Source organism: Mesorhizobium sp. Ca11 (genome assembly GCF_020165275.1).
Taxonomy (GTDB): domain Bacteria; phylum Pseudomonadota; class Alphaproteobacteria; order Rhizobiales; family Rhizobiaceae; genus Mesorhizobium.
This window is the reverse complement of the sequence record NZ_JAIUHU010000013.1, coordinates 64,541-83,184: the sequence shown is the minus strand read 5'-3', so window position 1 is coordinate 83,184 and position 18,644 is coordinate 64,541. Positions and strand designations below refer to the sequence as shown.

The window sequence follows — 18,644 nt, the reverse complement described above, 5'->3', positions numbered from 1 at the left end:
TTCGCCTGCGGACGAATCGCTTACGCCTCACTTCAGCCGCGCGAACCACGAATGCCGACACCCGAAAGCTGAAATAGTGTTGGCACCAAAGGCCCGCGCCGCCGCATGTGCATCTGCTGATTGCCCAAATACCCAGCGCGCACGCTGCGTTTTATCAAAGGCAGTTACCCTCCGAACGTTTAGCGAAAGGCGAGGCACGCTTGTATCGCCGCATCATTCCTTTGATGGATTTCAGAGGCCAAAAAGCAAGATAGCGTGCGGCGCGCGGAACGGGCGCGGTCGCCGTCATGCAAATAAGCAACAAACAGGCTCCTGCTTTGCAGGCAGTGATGAAAGAGGCCAAACGCGCCATAACGCCGCTTATCTGGTTCAGCGGCGGCATCAATATACTGATGCTCACCGGCTCGTTCTACATGCTTCAGGTCTACCACCGGGTTCTGTCCAGCCACAGCGTGGAAACTTTAGCAGCGTTGTCGTTAATCGCCTGCGCGGCGATCCTGACAATGGCGGGGCTCGAAATGGTACGCGCCCGCCTGCTGTCAACCGTAGGCGCCTGGATGAACTCGAGGCTGGCCCCAGTCCTGTTGACCGCGTCAGTAGAGCAGTCGGCCGCCGCGCCGGGTCAAGGCAGCACGCGGTCTCTGCGCGATCTCGACCAAGTGCGGAATTTCTTCACCAGCCCGAGCATCTACCCAATCCTCGACGCACCGTGGGCGCCAATCTTCTTCATCGCCATCTTCTTCATGCATCCGTGGCTCGGCTGGTTGGCGCTGGCCGGCGGGTGCGTGTTGTTTGCGCTGGCATTGCTCAACGAACTCACCACCCGCAAACCGCTGACAGAGGCCGGCAACGCGCAGGCACGGGCTTTCACCCAAGCCGAGTCGGCAGTCCGCAACGCCGAGGTCGTCCAGGCCATGGGCATGCTGCGGCCGTTGCTCGACAGTTGGCAAGATCAGCAGGATGAAGTGAGCGCCGGACAAGTCGCCGCCGGTAACCGCGCCAGCGCCATCGCGTCTGTCGCACGTTTCTGGCGGATGGCCTTGCAAATGGCGGTGCTCGGCCTCGGCTCTTACCTGGTGCTGCAAAACGAGGCCTCTCCCGGCATCATGATCTCATCCTCAATCTTGATGGGTCGCGCGCTGGCCCCCGTAGAGCAAGCGATCAGCACGTGGAAGGCGACGCTCGGGGCACGCGCCGCTTACAAGCGTCTTACCGCGTTTGTCGGCCAACGCCCTGAGGCCAAAGCAGTGTGGTCTTTGCCACGCCCACAAGGAAAGGTCGAGGCAGAGAGTATTGTCCTCGCCCGGCAGGGTGGCGGCGAGCCTGTCTTGAAAGGCGTGAGTTTCCAACTCAAGCCCGGTGAAGTGATGGCGCTCATCGGCCCGAGCGCATCCGGCAAGACAAGCCTGGCCCGCGTTCTCGCCGGCGCTTGGCGCCCATCAGCCGGTCGCGCTTTGCTCGACGGCATGGACGTCGCCGAGTGGCCCGCCGAGGACCGTGGTCGGCACGTCGGCTATTTGCCGCAGGACATCGAGTTGTTCGCCGGCACGATCACCGAGAACATCGCCCGCTTCGCGAAGCTCAGTCCCGCGGTCTTCAACAGCGTGATCAAGGCCGCGCAACTGGCGGGCGTTCACGAATTGATCAAGGGCTTGCCGAAAGGCTACGAAACTCAAGTAGGGGATTCAGGCGCATCGCTGTCAGGCGGACAGCGCCAACGAATCGGGCTGGCGCGGGCACTCTACGGCGATCCGACACTCATCATCCTGGACGAGCCGAATTCCAACCTCGATCGCGAGGGCGAAGACGCCCTGATGGCCGTGATCGGCGCGGTCAAGGCGACGGGCACTACGATGATCCTAATCGCACACCGCCCAAGCATCATGGAGAAAGTCGACAAGGTGCTGGTGCTCAATCAGGGCAGACAAGAATTATTCGGGGCGCGTGACACGGTCTTCAACGAACTCGCCGCCCGCGCCAGGAGAGTGGCTCAGCTGCCCAACACCACTCACGTCACGGCGGTCACGTCATGACCCGCGCAAACCCAGCAGACAACGATATGAACATAGTCGCTCTCCCCCAGCCACTGCCACCCCCGCCGACGTTGCAACCGCTCCGTCTCAGAGCCGTCACGAACGCCGGTTTCTCAATCATGTTCCTGTTCTTCGGCGTGGCCGGCGGCTGGGCGGCCCTGGCACCGCTCGACAGCGCGGCGGTGACGACCGGAGTGGTCAAGGTCGACGGCGACCGCAAACTCATCCAGCACCTCGAGGGCGGCATTATCGCCGAACTGGACGCCGTCAACGGCGATGTCGTCAAGAAAGGCAAAGTCCTCGTCCGCCTCGACCACACGCAAGCCAAGGCTCAACTGGACTCGATTCAAAACAAGATCGCCACACGAGAGGCGCTCGTCGCCCGTCTCCGGGCCGAACGCGACGGCAAGGACACGATCGAGTTCGACCAGGCATTGCTCGACAACCCGGACCCTGCCGTCAAGGACGCGGTGGCCACCCAACGTGACGTCTTCAACGCGAAGCACCGCAACCTGAAGGACGAGAAGGCAATCCTCGACGAACGCCGCCAGCAGGCCGCCGAGCAAATTACCGGACTGCAACAGCTTATCGCGACCGAGGACAAGCGGATCGCGGCATTCGCGAATGAGAACAAAGACCTCGAGACTTTGCTCAGCAAGGGGCTCACCACCCGCGAACGCAACCTGACGCTCACCCAGGAACAACGCCAGACCGAGGGAGAACGCGCCACGAATGTCGCATCGATCGCCCGCGCCCGCAGCTCTATCGCCGAGATCGACATGCAAATCCTCAACCTTACAACTCAACAACTGAACGAATCAGTTGACGAATTGAGCAAGGTCGAAGCGGAGCTGTTCGACTTCCGGCAGCAAGCGCGCGCGGCCGAGGATGTCCTCAAGCGCACCGACATCACCGCGCCCGTCGACGGAATCGTAATGGACGTGAAAGTCCACACGGCGGGCGGAGTGGTGAAACCCGGCGACACGCTGATGACGGTCGTGCCGCTCGGCGAGAAGCTGGTCATCGAGACCATGGTCAAGCCCGAGGACGTCGAGACGATCGCCCCCGGCCAGACAGCCTATGTCAGCTTCCCGGCCTTCGCCAAATACAACCTGCCGCAGCTAGACGGCATCGTGGAAACGGTGTCGGCCGACCGGTTGGTGGACGAGCGCACCAACGCTGCTTACTTCGCCGCGACGGTGGTGATCGACAAGAGCGAACTGGCCAAGCTCGACGGTCGCAAGCTGCTGCCCGGCATGTCGAGCGAGGCCATGATCAAGACCGGCACCCGCACCGTGCTGGCTTATCTCGCCGAACCGCTCACGCAAAACATCCGTCGCTCATTGCGTGAGAAATAATGCAAACATCAGTGGCTCACATGCGTATCCATGTCATAACAAGGGAGGATCCAGATTAAAGACAGAAGTTTACACCTCGCTCATTTATGTCCATACCCACACTACAGAGTTATAAATCGCACAATTGCGTGTGCAGTAGGGAGGAAATACCGTGGCGAAAAATCCAGTAATTATAACAATAGGCCCCGATTTCTCACTGTCAGCGGCCAGCGTCGACCTTAACTTGCATAACCACACAGTGCAGCTCGAAGAGAACCCTCCGAGCGCGGCAGTCGTCGACGAGTCCGCTTACTTCGCCGGCAGTAACGGCATCGCCTACACCACCGACTTCACCAACCCCACCGGGGATTATCTCCGTGTTTACACCGGCTCGGAATTCTCGGACCGAATGATCGGCGACGATCTCCTCAACCATCTTCTCGGCGGCGGCGGCAACGATTTCATGTACGGCGGCGGCGGTGACGATTGGATTGAAGGCGGTGACGGTAGCGATTCTATTGCCGGTGACGCCGGCGACGATTCCCTCTACGGCAACGCCGGCGACGACACCATCAAAGGTGGTGACGGTAACGACTTTATCAGAGCCGGTGACGGCAACGATATCATCAACGGCGGGGCCGGTGATGACGCCATCTATACCAGTGACGACAGCCAAGCCCACTACTCCCCCGGTGTCGACATAGTCAATGGCGGTGGCGGCAACGATTTTATCAGGGCCGGCCGTGACGGCGGCATATTCAATGGCGACGCTGGCAACGACACCATCACCGGCAGCGAGGGCCAGGACACTATCAACGGCGGGGCCGGCAACGACACCCTCTACGGCGACAACGGCGCTATGAATCGCAACAGCACCGACACCATCCACGGCGGTGCCGGTGATGATTATATCGAAGGTGACGTCATGTTTCTCCCGTCCGGCAGAGCTAACTTCCTGTACGGTGACGGGGGCAACGACACCATCGTCGGGTTTATCGGTGACGACACCATCAACGGTGGGGCCGGCAACGACACTATCGAAGGGGGTAGGGCAAATTTCTCGATCAATTCCGGCAGCGACACCCTGACGGGCGGCGGGGGTAGCGACACCTTCGTCTTCCACAGCCACACCTTCGTCGCCGGCCAACATGACGTCATCACCGATTTCAAACACGGTGACGATAAGTTCGACCTGAGGGACACTCACGACACCGCGTTCCTGCAAGGCCCCAACTTTGACTCGGCACAGTCGGCTATCGATTATCTCCACGCGCACAATCTCTCTGCCGAGAGTACAGTAGTAAAGGTCATCGACGGTTCTGCCGTCGACCTCGTCAGTTTTAGCGACGACGCCGGCACTCTCGACCTCAACGTGTCGGTAAGCGCATCGGCGGCGGCGCATATCACACAGGCGGACTTCCTCTTCGGCGCTCTGGTGTAACCTACAGTGAGGGGCGGCGCACAAGTCGCCCCCCAACACCTGATAGTGAGACACACGTATGCGGACAGAGGTAGGGAGTGCGCGGTTTAGAGGGTGCCCGAAGCGGTATCAGAGCCGACCTGGCCGCCTCCATACACCTCGGCCTCGGGCGGCGATAATACAGACGGCTTCCAAATCTCCGACGGGCTCGGCGGCGTGGACAAAGTCTGCTGCCGGGTATGTCGAGCGAGGCCATGATCAAGACCGGCACCCGCACCGTGCTGGCATATCTTGCCGAACCGCTCACGCAAAACACCCGCCGCTCATTGCGCGAGAAATGAAATCTTCGACAGCTCCATACGCATCCGTCTCACAACAAAAGAGAACCCAGACCAAGGACTCATGGTTGTATCCGCAGTGTAGCATCACAACGCGCACAATTTTGTGCGCAACAGGGAGATGAATACCATGACTAAAAAGCCAGTCTTAGTATCAGTCGGCCCGGATTTCTCGCAGTCGACGGCGAGTGTCGATCTGAACCTGCACACCCACACAGTCCAACTCGAAGAGAACATCCCGCCGAGCGCGACAGTCACCAACGAGGCCGCTTATTTCGCCGGCGGGACCGCATACACCACCGACTTCACATACACCGGCACCTGGTTCGGTTCGGCTTTCTCCGACCGAATGATCGGTGACGATCTCACCAACCTATTTTCCGGTGGCCCCGGCAACGATTTCCTCCACGGCGGCGCCAGTGCCGACGCTCTCAACGGCGATGACGGCAACGACTTTATCACCGGCGGGGCCGGGGATGATCTTCTCGACGGCGGTGCCGGCAACGACACGATCAATGGCGGCGCTGACAACGACACACTCCGAGGCGGGATCGACAGCGACGTGATTTACGGCGGCACCGGGGACGACACTATCTACGGCGGCAGCGGGATTCGCCCGAGCGACGGTCAGGATCACACTCCCGGCGACACGAACGACACACTCTACGGCGGTGCCGGCAACGACACGATCTTCGGCAACGCCGGGGACGACTATATCGAGGGCGGTGCCGGCAACGATACCCTCTACGGCGACGACACCGCCACCTCCCCCACCAGCGGTAACGACACCATCCACGGCGGTGCCGGCGATGACGTGGTAGAAGATAGTCGCGGTACCAACACCCTGTACGGCGATGCCGGGAATGACTTGATATTGGGTGGAGACCAGAACGACACCATCTATGGCGGCAGGGGCGCCGACATCATCCTCGGCGGCGCAGGCGCGGACTGGATGTCGGCGAATAACGGCATCACCACCGGGGACGGCGCCCGGGACACCTTCGTCTTCTTCTCGGGCGAATCATCGGCGACCGTTCAGGACACCATCCAGGGATTCAAGCATGGCGAGGATAAAATCGATCTTCATGAATCGCGGCACGTCGCTTTGATCCTTAACGACGCTCCCGGTACTAGCGGAACTTTCGCCTCGTCTCAGGCAGCTCTCGACTATCTTCACGCACACAACATATCCGCCGAAGGAGCAGTGGTGAAAGTCGACACCGGAAGCAGCGGGCTCATTGTCGGTTTCAGCGACGACGCCGGTACAATCGACCTAAACGTGGCGGTGGGCGAGACGGCGGCAGCTCACATCACCGAATCAGACTTCCTCTTCGCGTAGAAAAGTTGCGCCTGTAAAACTTGCAGTGGAGTACGAGCGCCAATTCTCGGTTACTGAGGTCAGCCCTTTTGGAGCGCGGCGCTCCGGCGGGGCGGCTGCGTAATGCCGATAACAGAGAGCCTCCCGACGCCAATCGAGAAGGCGGCTGGTTGCGTGATTGTCCCGCCCTTGAACCGAACCCAAAGGCGGGCATCGGCAGCGCCGGCGCCATGAGCAGAGTTGCGCCATACCAAATTGATGACGCACTTTCCCGGAAAGTTCGCCCTTGGATTTGCGCGGCGCCGGAACTGTTCTGAAATTTCCGAAACGTCTACTATGCCTGCATGCACGGGACTCGCATCGCTTTTGGTCCGTTCGTACTCGACCCCGACATCGGGACGCTCCTTAGAGAGGAGATCCCGGTCGCTGTTGGGCATCGTGGACTGACGCTGCTTGCTGCGCTTGCGGCACGGCCCGGCGAGATCCTGACCAAGGCCGAACTGCTGGACGCTGCCTGGCCGGGAACCGCCGTCGAGGAAGGCAACCTTACCGTTCAAATCGCGACACTAAGAAAGGCTCTCGGTCCGAGTGATAATGGCGGTGAGTGGATCGCCACGGTGCCTCGCGTCGGCTACCGCTTCACCGGGACTGTCAAGCCGGTAGCGAGCGCATCCAGCAAACCGATACCGCCGTCCGGCAAGCCTTCGATCGCGGTGCTGCCTTTTGCCAATCTGGGCGGCGATCAGGACCAGCAGTATCTCAGCGACGGCATAACCGAGGACATAATCACGGAGCTGGCCAGGTTTCGCTCCCTCCTCGTCATCGCGCGCAATTCGTCTTTTCAATTTCGCCATCCGGCAATGGACATTGCCGAAGTACATCGCAAACTCGGAGTTCGCTATCTCGTCGAAGGCAGCATAAGAAAACTCGGTGATCGCATTCGGATCACCACACAGCTGATCGACGCCGCCACCGGCACCCATCTATGGGCCCAACGCTACGATCGGGCCCTTAACGACATCTTCGCGTTGCAAGACGAGGTTGCAGCGCTTATCGCCTCGATGGTCGAAGGGCAAGCGGAGGCGGAATCGGCGACCCGTACCAGACGCAAGCCACCCGCCGATTGGGATGCATACGACTACTACCTGCAGGGGCGCGCGCACTTTTACCGATATGAACTGGAAAAGTCCGAGCCCCTCTTCGTTCGGTCCGTGGATCTCGATTCGTCGTTCGCTCAAGCCCACGCCTTCCTCGCGCAGGCCCTCGTCGGCAGATTTTGGTACGACAATGATCCGCGGACGCTAAAGAAGGCCTGGGACTCGGCACGGACGGCGCTCTCTCTCGACAGAAGCGATGGCGTCTGTCACCAGAGCATGGGGCTGGTGCTTACACACATGCGCCAGCATAGCGATGCAGGAGTGCATTTTGAGCTCGCGCGCTCGTTGAACCCGCTAGACGTGAATATAGCGGGGGATTACGCAAGCTGGCTCAACTACGGCGGACGGGCCGAGACGGCACTCAACGTGCTCGAAACCGCGCTCCTGCGCGAGCCGTTACCTCCGGTGTGGTTCTGGGAGGTGAAGGGCAGCTCTCTGTTCCTGCTTGGAAGGTACTCGGAAGCTGTCGCTTCGTATCGGAAGGCCGGTGACCAATTCTTCATCCATGCCTTCCTCGCAGCGTCATACGCACATTTGGGCGAGATGGAGAAGGCGCGCGCTGAGGTTGAGGAAGCACTGACAAGGAAACACGAGCTGACCATCCGGCTGATTTCAGGTCTCCCGTTCACCGATCAAGTCGCCCTTGAGCTTTTCACGTCAGGCTTCAGAAAGGCCGGTTTTCCCGTGTGAACGTATCTACGATCCCAGCCTATCTCGATTTTTGGTAAATACGCGGACGATCCTGATGCCCCGCAGGACAGCAGGTCCGCCTGCAACCAAGCGAGCCACGGTCAGCACGGTTGCCCGCCGTCTGGATGTTAGGCTCTCACCCGAAGCGATAAGGAGATCCTGCCCGCGATGACAGATACAAAGTGGGTGACCTTGGCTCCAAAGCCCGGCTTGGCTAGACTTCGAAAGATGCTGGACGCCATTCACCACGTCGCGCTTATCTGCACCGACTACGATCGATCGCGACGGTTCTATGTCGAGCTTCTCGGCCTGGACCTGATCCGCGAGGTCTATCGGGAGGAGCGGCAGTCCTGGAAGGCCGACCTGCGGATCGGGTCCGCCCAGCTGGAATTGTTTTCCTTCCCTGCCCCAGCGCCGCGGCCGTCTTATCCAGAGGCGACAGGGCTGCGGCACTTGGCATTTGCTGTGGGGAACCTCGACCTCGTAGTTGCGCGCCTGGAGGCCGCCGGCGTTGCCGTAGAGCCAATCCGGATCGACCCATATACGGATCGGCGCTTCACCTTCTTTAGCGACCCGGATGGATTGCCTTTGGAACTCTACGAAGCGCAATAAAGTGCCGTTTATACGACAATCTGGGTATCGCACGACGGAACCATTCGGCACTTCGGGGGCGGAGCTGGGTTTCGAGTCAGCCGATCCAGGCAAAGACCCGACAACCGAGCCGGACCTGATGATGCTGTGGAACGTCCTGGACTTGACGCCGGAAGGTTGCGGGACCGACTGGTACCCGAAGGTCACCTACTAAGCGGTCGAGATGGTTGGCCAGGAGTCTGGCGTTGCGGAAAAGGGTGGAGACCTGCCAATCCGCTCACGGCTCCGCTTAAGGCATCGCGATGTTGCCATCAAGGGTCTGCAACTGGCGCTCAGTGGCACGTCGGCGGGCCATCATCAGGCCGCCCCTTCCACCGGCAGGCCGGCCGCCTTCCATTCCGGCATGCCGTCCTCCAGCCGGCGCGCCGCATGCCCGACCGAACGCAGCGCGGCCACCGCTTCGAAGGACATCACGCACCACGGGCCGCGGCAATAGGCGACGATTTCGCGGCCGATAGCGGCGTCGGCTGACCAGGCCCTGACTTTCCCCAGCGGGACATTGATGGCGCCCGGCACATGGCCGAGCGCGAACTCGTCCGCCGGACGGACGTCGATCAGTGTCACCAGACCGTCGCGCATCAGCCTCTGAAGCTCGTCGCGTGTGACCGGCTGCATGTCGTCACGCGCATCGAAATAGCCGCGCACGATGCGGTCGACCTCGGCGAGCTGCCGCTCGGCGACGCCGCGCACAGCGGCGAAGGCGGAAAGCACGCTGTCATCGGCCAGCGAATAATGCACGAACTTGCCGTCGCGCTCGGCCGAGACGATGCCGGCGCGGCGCAGCGCCTGCAGATGCTGCGAGATGTTGGCGACGGGCCGGCCGAGCTTCGCCGCGAGCGCCTCGACGCTGCGCGCGCCTTGCGCCAGATGCTCGATCATTTCCAGGCGCAGTGGATGCCCGAGCGCCTTGGCGACGATCGCGAACTGCTCGTACAGCGCCTGTTTCGGATTGCGGATTGACATCGACCTTTCTGCCGTCATTCAATGGAATAATTGAATGACGGTTTCGACCATTGCTGTCAAGCAGAGCGGCTCCCCGGGGCGCAGCCGCTCGTTCGGAGGAAAAAGCGATGATTCTCAGGCAGTTCCTGCACAACGATCCGGTTGCCGCCTCCTATCTGTTCGGCTGCGGCGGCAAGGCTTCCGCGGCCGTGGTCGACCCGGTCGGCGACATCGCGCCGTATGTCGATGCGGCGCGCGCGACCGGCATGCGCATCCTCTATGTCGTCGACACGCATATCCATGCCGACCACATCTCGGCCGGACGCTCGCTGGCCGAGGCGACGGGCGCGGAATACGTGCTGTTCGAAGGGGCCGAAGCAGGATTCCCGTTCCGGCGTGTCAAGGATGGCGAGGTGCTCGAGCTCGGCAATGTCACGGTGACGGTCTTGCATACACCGGGCCATACGCCGGAGCATCTGAGCCTGTTGGTCACCGACCGGACGCGGTCGGCCGAGCCTTGGTTCGTGCTCACCGGGCACACGCTGATGGTCGGCGATCTCGGCCGCACCGAGCTTGCTTCAAGCGTCGAGGACGGGGCGCGTGCGCTTTATGCCAGCGTGCGCCGCCTGAAGGAGTTGCCCGATCATATCGAGGTGCTGCCCGGCGCCTATTCGGGCTCGGTCTGCGGCCGCTCGCTGAGCGGTAAGCCTACGTCGACCATCGGCTTCGAGCGGCGCTTCAACAAGGCGTTCCGCATCGAGGACGAGGGTGAGTTCGTCGCAGCCATGACCGCCGACATCCCTCCCCCGCCGCCGCAGGCCGCCCGGACCCGGGCCGTCAACGCCGGAGCGAAATCTTGAACATAGCGGCATCCGCCGTCGCGCTCGGTCTCAAGGCCAACTGGAAGCAGTTTTCGCTCCTGGTGCTGATCAATGCCTTTGTCGGCGGCATGGTCGGCATCGAGCGGACCGTGGTGCCGCTGATCGGCGCGGAGGAGTTTGGCGTGGCGTCGACCACGCTGGTCGTCTCCTTCATTGTCAGCTTCGGCGTGGTCAAGGCTTGCGCCAACCTTGTCTCCGGCCAGCTTGCCGACAGATGGGGCCGCAAGCGCGTCCTGATCCTCGGCTGGCTGTTCGGCCTGCCGGTGCCCTTCATCATTATCTGGGCGCCGAGCTGGGGATGGATCGTCGCCGCCAACGCGCTCCTCGGCATCAACCAGGGCTTCGCCTGGTCGATGACCGTGATCATGAAGGTCGACCTAGTCGGACCGAAGTCGCGCGGGCTTGCCGTCGGCCTCAACGAGTTCGCCGGCTACCTCGCCGTCGGCGTCACTGCTTTCCTCACCGGCTATCTGGCGAGCCGCTACGGCTTTCGTCCCGTGCCGATCTATCTCGGCGTCAGCTACGCGATCCTAGGTGCGGCGCTGTCGATCCTGCTCGTGCGCGACACGCGCGAGCATCTGCGGCTGGAGCTGGCCAACCATCCAAGACAGGCTTCCCCGCTCGGCTTCCGCGAGATCTTCATGCTGACCTCGTTTGGGGATCGCAATCTGTTCGCCGCCTCGCAGGCAGGCCTGGTGAACAACCTCAACGACGGCATGAGCTGGGGGCTGTTTCCGCTCTTCTTCGTTGCCAATGGGCTAGGCATCGAGCGCATCGGCATTCTCAAGGCGGTCTATCCGGCGGTGTGGGGCATCTTCCAGGTCGCCACCGGGCCGTTGAGCGACCGCTGGGGCCGCAAGGGGCTGATCGTCGCCGGCATGTGGGTGCAGGCAGCGGGGCTTCTCACCACCGCCATGACGCGCGATTTCGGCTGGTGGCTGCTGGCCAGCCTTTTGCTCGGTCTCGGCACCGCGATGGTCTATCCGTGCCTGATCGCGGCGGTCTCGGACGCATCGCATCCCTCCTGGCGGGCGCGCTCGCTCAGCGTCTATCGCTTCTGGCGCGACCTCGGCTATGCGATCGGGGCGCTGTCCGCCGGCCTGATCGCCGACTTCTTCGGCTTCGTTGCGGCGATCGCGGCCATTGCCGCATTGACCTTCCTGTCGGGCGCGATCGTCGCGGTAACGATGCGCGAGCCGCGTTCTGCCACCGTGGTTCCGACATCGGGCGATCGTTGAGACCGCCTCGAAACGAAGGCCGTGTTTACGTTAATGGAAGCTTGATGCTGCGCGGGATGTGCATGTCCGCTACAATCTGAAGAGGTACATTTCCTCGAGACCGTTCATGAGCAACCCGAACCGCATGCCGTGGGTGGACACGGCAAAAGGTCTTTCCATCATTCTGGTGGTGATGATGTATGCCGCCTACAACACCGGCGAATACACCGGCGGCGTCGGCTTCCTGCATTATGTCATCGGCTTCGCGACGCCGTTCCGGATGCCGGAATTCTTCCTGATCTCGGGCCTGTTCCTGTCGCAGGTGATCGATCGGCCATGGCGGCGCTATATCGACCGCCGCGTGGTCCACTACCTCTATTTCTACGTGCTTTGGGCGATCATCTCGATCGGACTGAAGATCGGCATCTTTAGCCGCGACCCCGCCGGCATGCTGCATGATCTCGCGATGGCCGCCGTCCAACCATACGGCGTGTTGTGGTTCATCTACATGCTGGCGGTGTTCGGGATCGTCATCCGCATGCTGCGCGAGCTTCGCGTGCCGCACTGGGTCGTCATCTTGGCTGCCGCCGCGCTGCAGATGTGGGCGCCGAAGCCGGACAGCTACGCGCTTGAGCAGTTCGCGGCCTATTTCGTGTTCTTCTATCTCGGCTTCGTGCTCGCGCCGCTGATATTCCGGCTGGTGGAGTGGACGCAGGCACGGCCGGCGATCGCCGTTCTCGGCCTGCTCGCCTGGGCGATTGTCAACGGCCTGCTCGTCTATTCGCCTGGCTATGCGATGCAGCCGGTCGGCATGCAGATGGGACTGGCGGCATGGCCGCCGCTGCATCTGTCGCTTGCCGTCGCCGGCGCCGTGGCGCTCTGCGTTGCCGGCGGTTTCCTGTCGAAATTCGCTTCCATGGAATGGCTGCGCTGGCTCGGCGAGCATTCGCTGGTCGTCTATGTCGCCTTCACCATCCCGATGTCGATCTTCCGGGGCGTCATGCTGGCGAGCGGTCTCCTCACCGATACCGGCATGCTCAGCCTGGCGGTGCTGCTGGTCTCGGTCATAAGCCCGGTGGTGCTCTACTTCATCGTCCAGCGCGTCGGCTTCGGCACCTTCCTGTTCGAGCGGCCGGCCTGGGCGCATTTCGACAGGCCGACAGCCGCCAAGGCCTCCAGCAAGCCCATGACCCGGCCGGCACGCGAGGCGGCCTGACCGGGCCGCCCGTTCCGGCCATCCGTTATTTGCTAGCGTCGTATCCCGGCCGGCGCACGGCCCTGATCTTGCCGCTGCTGCCGCCGCCGCAGAAGAAGCAGCCGTCGCCATCGGATTCCAGTCCCGACACACCGGAGGGCATCGCTACCTCCTGCAGCACGTCACCCGTCTCGGGATCGATGCGCAGCAGATCGCCCTCCTCACCTTCCCAAGTGGCATGCCAGAGTTCGCCGTCGATCCAGGTGACGCCGGTGACGACGCGCTTCGACTCGATGCTACGGATCACCTCACCCGTTTCAGGATTGATCTGATGGATCTTATGGGCCCTGTATTCGCCGACCCAGAGCGAACCTTCTGCCCAGGCCATACCTGAATCGCCGCCATTGCCCGGTGCGGGAATGGTGGCGACGACCGCGCCGGTCTTGGGGTCGACCTTGTGAATGCGGTCCTCGGCGATCTGGTAGAGGTGCTCGCCGTCGAAAGCGGTTCCGGCATGCGAGGCGACGTCGATCGATTGCACGATGGTGCCACTCTCCGGGTCGAGGGCCTTCAATTTGTCGCCGGTGGCAAACCAGACATTCTTGCCATCGTAGGTGACGCCATTGACGCGCTCGGCGTCCGGAAAGGGTCCATATTCGCGCAGGATTTCGGCAGCGGCTCTTTTCATCTTCCAATCCTCATCGGTCTCTTGTGTCAGCTTCGACTTTAGCCGCTCTGCTGCAACCCCGGGAGCAACAACACAGTCGGGAATTTATGAACCGCCTCAAAGCTCGACGCAGATCTTGCCGAAATGCTTCTGGCTCTCATACGCCCGGAAAGCCGAGGCAATATCGCGCAGCGGAAAGCTGCGGCCGATAACAGGCCTCAGGCCGTTGGCCGTTATCGCCCGGATCATATCTTCCTGGTCAGCTCTGCTGCCGATGGAAATTCCATTGATGCGGATCTGATTGGAAAACAGCGCCGGGATCGACACTTCTGCGGCAAAGCCGGTCAACACGCCGATCAGCGCGATGTGGCCGCCCATCCTGCAGGCCGTTATCGACTGCGCCAGCGTGCCGGGGCCGCCGACCTCGACCACGTGATCGACACCGCGTCCATCGCTCAGGTCCCTGGCCTTCCGGCCCCAGTCCGGCACGGCCTTATAATTGATAAGATGATCGGCGCCGAGCCGCCTGAGCTTTTCGAGCTTGTCATCGGAGGAAGATGTCGCGATGACACGGGCGCCCGCCATCTTGGCGAACTGCAGCGCGAACAACGACACGCTGCCCGCGCCGAGGACCAGCACCGTATCGCCGGGCCTCACCTGACCGCACACCACCAGGCCCCTCCAGGCGGTTACTCCGGCGCAACTGAGTGTAGCCGCCTCCATATGGGTGTAACCCGCCGGCGCTTTCGTGAAAGCATGCCACGGCATCGAGGCATATTCCCTTGCATAGCCATCGACATCATCGCCCGGTTCGCCCTGCTTGGTGGCAGGCGTAGCCTCGCCACCAAGCCAATTGGGCCAATAGCAGCTGACAACGGCATCGCCGGTCTCGAATGCGTCGACGCCCTCTCCGACGGCAATCACCTCGCCAGCACCATCGGACAGCGGAATGCGGCCGTCGGCGCAGGGCTTTTTGCCCGTTGCAACCATGCTGTCGTGGAAGTTCAGCGAGCATGCCCGGATTCGGACCAGCAACTCGCCCGGTCCGGGCTCGGGCCGATCTTCCTCGACCAGCGTGAGTTGTTCCAGGCCGCCGGGCGCTCTTAATCTGATCAGTTTCATGACGTCTCTCCCTCGATGCCGAGTACCGGCAAACTAGTCGCTCGGCAGCGGACCGGGGAGTAACAAGACAGTCGGGAATCCGGTGACCGGCGGCATCATCCAGCGGCGCGCCCGGCCGCGGCCCACCGCCTGCACCTTGTGCTCGGCCGACAACTGCTCCAGAGCCCGCTGCACGGTGCGCGCGCTGGCGCCAAGCGCGATCGCCAGCGCCGAGCTCGACCAGGCCTCGCCATCGGTCAGGAAGGCAAGCACCGCGCCATGCTCATCCTCGACAGGCGGCGCCAGCACGACGATCTCGGCGGCGTTCAGCGGCGTCAACGCAAAGCCGCCGGCGGTCGCATTGATCTCGGCCATCCCGGCGAGCTCGGCGCGCAGCCGTCCCATCTCGACCCTCAGCCGTGCGCGATGCGATTCATCGACATGCCTCGCCCGGAAGGCGCGCCTCAGCAATGTCTCACGCGAGGCATCCGCCGGCCAGGTTTCGGCGAGCGTGCGCGCCAGCGCAAACAGCACCGGCCGGGTCGCCAGCGAGACCACGGCGCCGCCTTCGCGCACGACGTTGCGGCAAGCATCGATGACCAGCGCGCCGGACCCCAGCAGCGCCTCGACCTCGTCGAGCAGCAACTCTTTCTCCGCGCCGCGCGCGATCAGCCGGCCCACCGGCGTGTTCAGCACCAGGGACGCCGCTTCGACTTCGGCCTTCAATGCCGGGATGTTGGCTTGATAGGCGGCAAGCGATGCCCGGCCGAATGCCGAGCGCGCCGCCTTTGTCCTCAGGCGCCGGACGGCGATGCCGGCCGCGGCCAGTTCATGCGCGACGCGCGCCACCGGCGGCAGCGGCGTCGGATCGAAGTCCGCAAGCAGGCGCTCGGCCTCGTCGAGGCGGCCGACCAGGATGAGGCGGCGCGCCTCGAGGCTGCCGGCATAGGCGGCGTTCAGCCGGTCGCCATGCGCGGCGAGCGTCGCGCGGGCGGACCGCAGCGCCTTCTCCGGCCAGCCAAGGTCGCGCGAGACCAGCGCGATCTCGGCCTCGGCGACGACGCAGCGGGCGCGCGCCACCGCTTCCCTCGGACTGAAGGCGCGGGCGGCGTCCTTCAGCAGCGCCTTGGCCTTGGCGAAATCGCCGAGCTGCGCCATCGCGATGCCGCGCAGGGCCAGCGCCGGCGCGTCGTCGCGCAGCGCGACGCGCTTCAAGGCGCCGAGCGGATCGCCTGCGGCGAGCGCGCGGCCGGCGGCATTGATCAGCGAATCCATGCCACCGTCTCAGCGCCCGCCACAGCAAATCGCGTCACACTTGTAACTCTCACCATCGCCGGCGCGGCCCTATTCTGTCCTCGTCACCCCAACCAAACCCAAGAACGGGACAAGAGCAATGACCCAACACATGAAGACACCGCCGGTCGTTTCGCAGGAAGCGTGGGAAGGCGCCTATGAAGAGATGCTCGTGAAGGAAAAGGCGCTCACCCGCGCCCGCGACGCTTTGGCCGCCGAACGCCGCCGCATGCCGTGGATGGAAGTCAAGAAGGACTACGTGTTCGAAGGCCCGAACGGCAAGATGAGCCTGCTCGACCTGTTCGAAGGCCGCCGCCAGCTCGTCGTCTACCGCGCCTTCTTCGAGCCCGGCGTCTATGGCTGGCCAGAACATGCGTGCCGCGGCTGCTCGCTCGGCGCCGACCAGGTCGGCAACCTTGCGCATCTCAACGCCCGCGACACCACGCTTGCCTATGCCTCGCGCGCGCCGCAGGCCGACATCCAGCGGCTGAAGCAGCGCATGGACTGGAAGATGCCCTGGTACACCATCACCGATAGCTGGGATAAGGATTTCGGCGTCGACGAATGGCATGGCCACAACGTCTTCATCCATGACGGCAAGCGCATCTTCCGCACTTATTTCGTCAACAACCGCGGCGACGAAGCCTTTGGCACCGTCTGGAGCTATCTCGACGTCACCCCGCTCGGCCGCCAGGAGGTATGGGAGGATTCGCCCGAGGGCTATCCGCAGACCCAGACCTACAAATGGTGGAACTGGCACGACAATTACGGGGAAGGCGCCGCCCCCGACCAGAGATGGGTCGAGGTCTCGGATGCCGGCGAAGCGGCGTTCCGCAACAAGAACGCCTGAGCGTGAAGCGGTTCCGGTGGCGCAAACCGCGCCGCCGGAGCAGATCGCCTCGCGCTTGTTCCAACGGGCTCGAACCCTGCCCGCATCAGAAGGTGGATATCATGAGCATCGACAATCCTGCCCCTCGCCCAAACGGCCTGATCGGCTTCGGCCTCGCCGACTGGCTCTGCCTCGCCGCGACGCCGACCTTCGCCACGATGGCGCTGCTCACGGCGGCCTATGGCGGCCAGGACATGATGTGCATGTCGGGCGCCTCGGCGCTCAGCGGCATGGTGCCGATGTATCTGTTGATGGCAGCGTTCCATCTGGCGCCGTGGCTGCGGCTGGCGGCGCGGCGGAGGTGATGGCCGCTGAGCAATCTAAAGTCCGACCTGCCCTCCAGGTCTTGACGAAAACAGGCGCGCCTGAGACACGGGAGCAGACATTTGCTCCATGGGAGACGGGCAGGCGGTGGGCAGGCTGTGAAGCGCGTTTTTCGATTGCTTGCCGCGGCGATCCTGGCGTCCGGCGTGACTGGATGCACCAGCATTTCCTACTACGCGCAGTCGTTGGAGGGCCATGTCGAGATCATGGCCGCGCGCAAGAACGTTGGAAGACTTATCCGCGATCCGTCGACGCCACAGGCGTTGCGCGCCAAATTGACCTCCGCCAGCGCCATACGCCGCTTTGCCACGGAAGAGCTGGCGCTGCCCGATAATAACAGCTACCGCAGTTATGTCGACGTCGGTCGGAACAATGTGACCTTGGCCGTGTTTGCTGCGCCGCAATTCTCGCTTGCGCCGATAACTTGGTGCTTTCCAGTCTTCGGCTGCGTTCCATACAAGGGATATTTTTCGCGCAAAGACGCGCTCGAAAGTGCTGCTGAACTGCAGCGGCAGGGGCTGGACGTCTATGTGTCGGGCGTCACCGCATATTCCACGCTGGGCTGGTTCAGCGATCCGCTGCTCAGCACCATGCTGCGTCAGGACGACACCTACCTCGCAAGCCTTATTTTCCATGAGCTGGCGCATCAGAAAGTCTATGTGAACGGCGACTCCGCATTCAACGAGGCTTTCGCGGTTTCCGTCGAAACCACCGGTACGAGGAAATGGCTCCGCGCCACCGGCAATCGCGCCGGATTGCGCAGCTACGAAATCGATCGCAAGCGCAAGGCCGATTTTCTCGGACTGATATCGAAAACCCGGGATGAGCTGAGGCAGGTCTATGGAAGTCCCCGCAGTCCGCAGCAGATGGCGGCCGCCAAAGCAGCCGCCATCGACAGGCTGCGGATGCGCTACCGGCAAATGCGCGACAGGCGATGGGCTGGATACCGGGGATATGATGCCTGGTTCGATAGCCCTATCAACAACGCAAAGCTCGCCGCGACCGCTGTCTACGGCGAACAGGTCCCGGCGTTTCTTCGCTTGTTCGACTTGTGCTCCGGCGACTACCCGAGGTTCTACGCTTCTGTTCGACGGATCGGAAAGTTGCCCGCACCTTCCCGAGCCGAAGCGCTTAGAACCGTGGCTGCGTGCAATTGACCTTATAAGGAATTCGGCACCCGGAGGCCGCGCG

The 18,644-nt window shown here is 62.6% G+C and carries 16 protein-coding genes; 12 read left to right on the top strand and 4 right to left on the bottom strand.

Annotated elements, in window-relative coordinates:
- Positions 1 to 287: 287 nt before the first annotated feature.
- From LB538_RS21835 to LB538_RS21810, 6 genes are all read left to right on the top strand, one after another.
- Entirely contained in the window at positions 288 to 2,033 is a 1,746-nt protein-coding gene (locus LB538_RS21835) for a type I secretion system permease/ATPase (RefSeq protein WP_224529167.1), read from the top strand.
- Between the two features lie 26 nt (positions 2,034 to 2,059).
- Complete coding sequence (locus LB538_RS21830) at positions 2,060 to 3,391, top strand: HlyD family type I secretion periplasmic adaptor subunit (protein ID WP_224529346.1); 1,332 nt, start codon at positions 2,060 to 2,062, stop codon at positions 3,389 to 3,391.
- Positions 3,392 to 3,629: 238 nt separating this feature from the next.
- The gene (locus tag LB538_RS21825; RefSeq protein WP_224529169.1) at positions 3,630 to 4,811 is read left to right on the top strand and encodes a hypothetical protein; all 1,182 of its coding nucleotides are present in this window, start codon (positions 3,630 to 3,632) and stop codon (positions 4,809 to 4,811) included.
- A 447-nt stretch (positions 4,812 to 5,258) separates the two neighbouring features.
- Positions 5,259 to 6,467 carry a calcium-binding protein gene (locus LB538_RS21820; RefSeq protein ID WP_224529172.1) on the top strand — a complete coding sequence of 403 codons (1,209 nt, stop codon included), beginning with the start codon at positions 5,259 to 5,261 and terminating at the stop codon, positions 6,465 to 6,467.
- Positions 6,468 to 6,790: 323 nt separating this feature from the next.
- A complete protein-coding gene (locus LB538_RS21815; RefSeq protein WP_224529175.1) occupies positions 6,791 to 8,293 on the top strand; it encodes a winged helix-turn-helix domain-containing tetratricopeptide repeat protein in 1,503 nt (500 codons plus the stop codon).
- A gap of 228 nt (positions 8,294 to 8,521) precedes the next feature.
- The gene (locus LB538_RS21810) at positions 8,522 to 8,905 is read left to right on the top strand and encodes a VOC family protein (protein WP_224529348.1); all 384 of its coding nucleotides are present in this window, start codon (positions 8,522 to 8,524) and stop codon (positions 8,903 to 8,905) included.
- Between the two features lie 336 nt (positions 8,906 to 9,241).
- Here the strand turns inward: LB538_RS21810 and LB538_RS21800 are convergent, their stop codons facing one another.
- On the bottom strand, positions 9,242 to 9,907 hold the full coding sequence (locus LB538_RS21800; protein WP_224529178.1) for an ArsR/SmtB family transcription factor: 666 nt from the start codon (positions 9,905 to 9,907) through the stop codon (positions 9,242 to 9,244).
- Positions 9,908 to 10,014: 107 nt separating this feature from the next.
- Here LB538_RS21800 and LB538_RS21795 point away from each other — a divergent pair, with 107 nt between their 5' ends.
- The 3 genes from LB538_RS21795 to LB538_RS21785 all read left to right on the top strand — a co-directional run bounded on the left by LB538_RS21795 (position 10,015) and on the right by LB538_RS21785 (position 13,200).
- Positions 10,015 to 10,746, top strand: a complete 732-nt coding sequence (locus tag LB538_RS21795) for an MBL fold metallo-hydrolase (RefSeq protein ID WP_224529180.1) — start codon at positions 10,015 to 10,017, stop codon at positions 10,744 to 10,746.
- The gene (locus LB538_RS21790; protein WP_224529182.1) at positions 10,743 to 12,005 is read left to right on the top strand and encodes an MFS transporter; all 1,263 of its coding nucleotides are present in this window, start codon (positions 10,743 to 10,745) and stop codon (positions 12,003 to 12,005) included. The genes LB538_RS21795 and LB538_RS21790 overlap by 4 nt, the downstream gene beginning before the upstream one ends.
- Before the next feature lie 106 nt (positions 12,006 to 12,111).
- The gene (locus LB538_RS21785; RefSeq protein ID WP_224529187.1) at positions 12,112 to 13,200 is read left to right on the top strand and encodes an acyltransferase family protein; all 1,089 of its coding nucleotides are present in this window, start codon (positions 12,112 to 12,114) and stop codon (positions 13,198 to 13,200) included.
- A gap of 25 nt (positions 13,201 to 13,225) precedes the next feature.
- Here the strand turns inward: LB538_RS21785 and LB538_RS21780 are convergent, their stop codons facing one another.
- The 3 genes from LB538_RS21780 to LB538_RS21770 all read right to left on the bottom strand — a co-directional run bounded on the left by LB538_RS21780 (position 13,226) and on the right by LB538_RS21770 (position 16,222).
- Complete coding sequence (locus tag LB538_RS21780) at positions 13,226 to 13,867, bottom strand: DUF5074 domain-containing protein (RefSeq protein WP_224529190.1); 642 nt, start codon at positions 13,865 to 13,867, stop codon at positions 13,226 to 13,228.
- A 96-nt stretch (positions 13,868 to 13,963) separates the two neighbouring features.
- Positions 13,964 to 14,968, bottom strand: a complete 1,005-nt coding sequence (locus tag LB538_RS21775; RefSeq protein WP_224529202.1) for a zinc-dependent alcohol dehydrogenase family protein — start codon at positions 14,966 to 14,968, stop codon at positions 13,964 to 13,966.
- Positions 14,969 to 15,001: 33 nt separating this feature from the next.
- Positions 15,002 to 16,222 carry a helix-turn-helix domain-containing protein gene (locus LB538_RS21770; protein ID WP_224529216.1) on the bottom strand — a complete coding sequence of 407 codons (1,221 nt, stop codon included), beginning with the start codon at positions 16,220 to 16,222 and terminating at the stop codon, positions 15,002 to 15,004.
- 118 nt (positions 16,223 to 16,340) lie between these two features.
- Here LB538_RS21770 and LB538_RS21765 point away from each other — a divergent pair, with 118 nt between their 5' ends.
- From LB538_RS21765 to LB538_RS21755, 3 genes are all read left to right on the top strand, one after another.
- Entirely contained in the window at positions 16,341 to 17,090 is a 750-nt protein-coding gene (locus tag LB538_RS21765) for a DUF899 domain-containing protein (protein WP_224529219.1), read from the top strand.
- A 101-nt stretch (positions 17,091 to 17,191) separates the two neighbouring features.
- Positions 17,192 to 17,434 carry a hypothetical protein gene (locus LB538_RS21760; protein ID WP_411909047.1) on the top strand — a complete coding sequence of 81 codons (243 nt, stop codon included), beginning with the start codon at positions 17,192 to 17,194 and terminating at the stop codon, positions 17,432 to 17,434.
- Between the two features lie 117 nt (positions 17,435 to 17,551).
- Complete coding sequence (locus tag LB538_RS21755; RefSeq protein WP_095767841.1) at positions 17,552 to 18,610, top strand: aminopeptidase; 1,059 nt, start codon at positions 17,552 to 17,554, stop codon at positions 18,608 to 18,610.
- Positions 18,611 to 18,644 lie beyond the last annotated feature (34 nt).

Excerpts from the sequence above, each read along its gene's own strand:
- LB538_RS21800 (WP_224529178.1), bottom strand. The coding sequence starts at position 9,907 with ATGTCAATCCGCAATCCGAAACAGGCGCTGTACGAGCAGTTCGCGATC.
- LB538_RS21820 (WP_224529172.1), top strand. The coding sequence starts at position 5,259 with ATGACTAAAAAGCCAGTCTTAGTATCAGTCGGCCCGGATTTCTCGCAG.
- LB538_RS21760 (WP_411909047.1), top strand. The coding sequence starts at position 17,192 with ATGAGCATCGACAATCCTGCCCCTCGCCCAAACGGCCTGATCGGCTTC.
- LB538_RS21815 (WP_224529175.1), top strand. The coding sequence starts at position 6,791 with ATGCACGGGACTCGCATCGCTTTTGGTCCGTTCGTACTCGACCCCGAC.
- LB538_RS21795 (WP_224529180.1), top strand. The coding sequence starts at position 10,015 with ATGATTCTCAGGCAGTTCCTGCACAACGATCCGGTTGCCGCCTCCTAT.
- LB538_RS21785 (WP_224529187.1), top strand. The coding sequence starts at position 12,112 with ATGAGCAACCCGAACCGCATGCCGTGGGTGGACACGGCAAAAGGTCTT.
- LB538_RS21770 (WP_224529216.1), bottom strand. The coding sequence starts at position 16,222 with ATGGATTCGCTGATCAATGCCGCCGGCCGCGCGCTCGCCGCAGGCGAT.
- LB538_RS21775 (WP_224529202.1), bottom strand. The coding sequence starts at position 14,968 with ATGAAACTGATCAGATTAAGAGCGCCCGGCGGCCTGGAACAACTCACG.
- LB538_RS21835 (WP_224529167.1), top strand. The coding sequence starts at position 288 with ATGCAAATAAGCAACAAACAGGCTCCTGCTTTGCAGGCAGTGATGAAA.
- LB538_RS21780 (WP_224529190.1), bottom strand. The coding sequence starts at position 13,867 with ATGAAAAGAGCCGCTGCCGAAATCCTGCGCGAATATGGACCCTTTCCG.
- LB538_RS21830 (WP_224529346.1), top strand. The coding sequence starts at position 2,060 with ATGAACATAGTCGCTCTCCCCCAGCCACTGCCACCCCCGCCGACGTTG.
- LB538_RS21765 (WP_224529219.1), top strand. The coding sequence starts at position 16,341 with ATGACCCAACACATGAAGACACCGCCGGTCGTTTCGCAGGAAGCGTGG.
- LB538_RS21810 (WP_224529348.1), top strand. The coding sequence starts at position 8,522 with ATGCTGGACGCCATTCACCACGTCGCGCTTATCTGCACCGACTACGAT.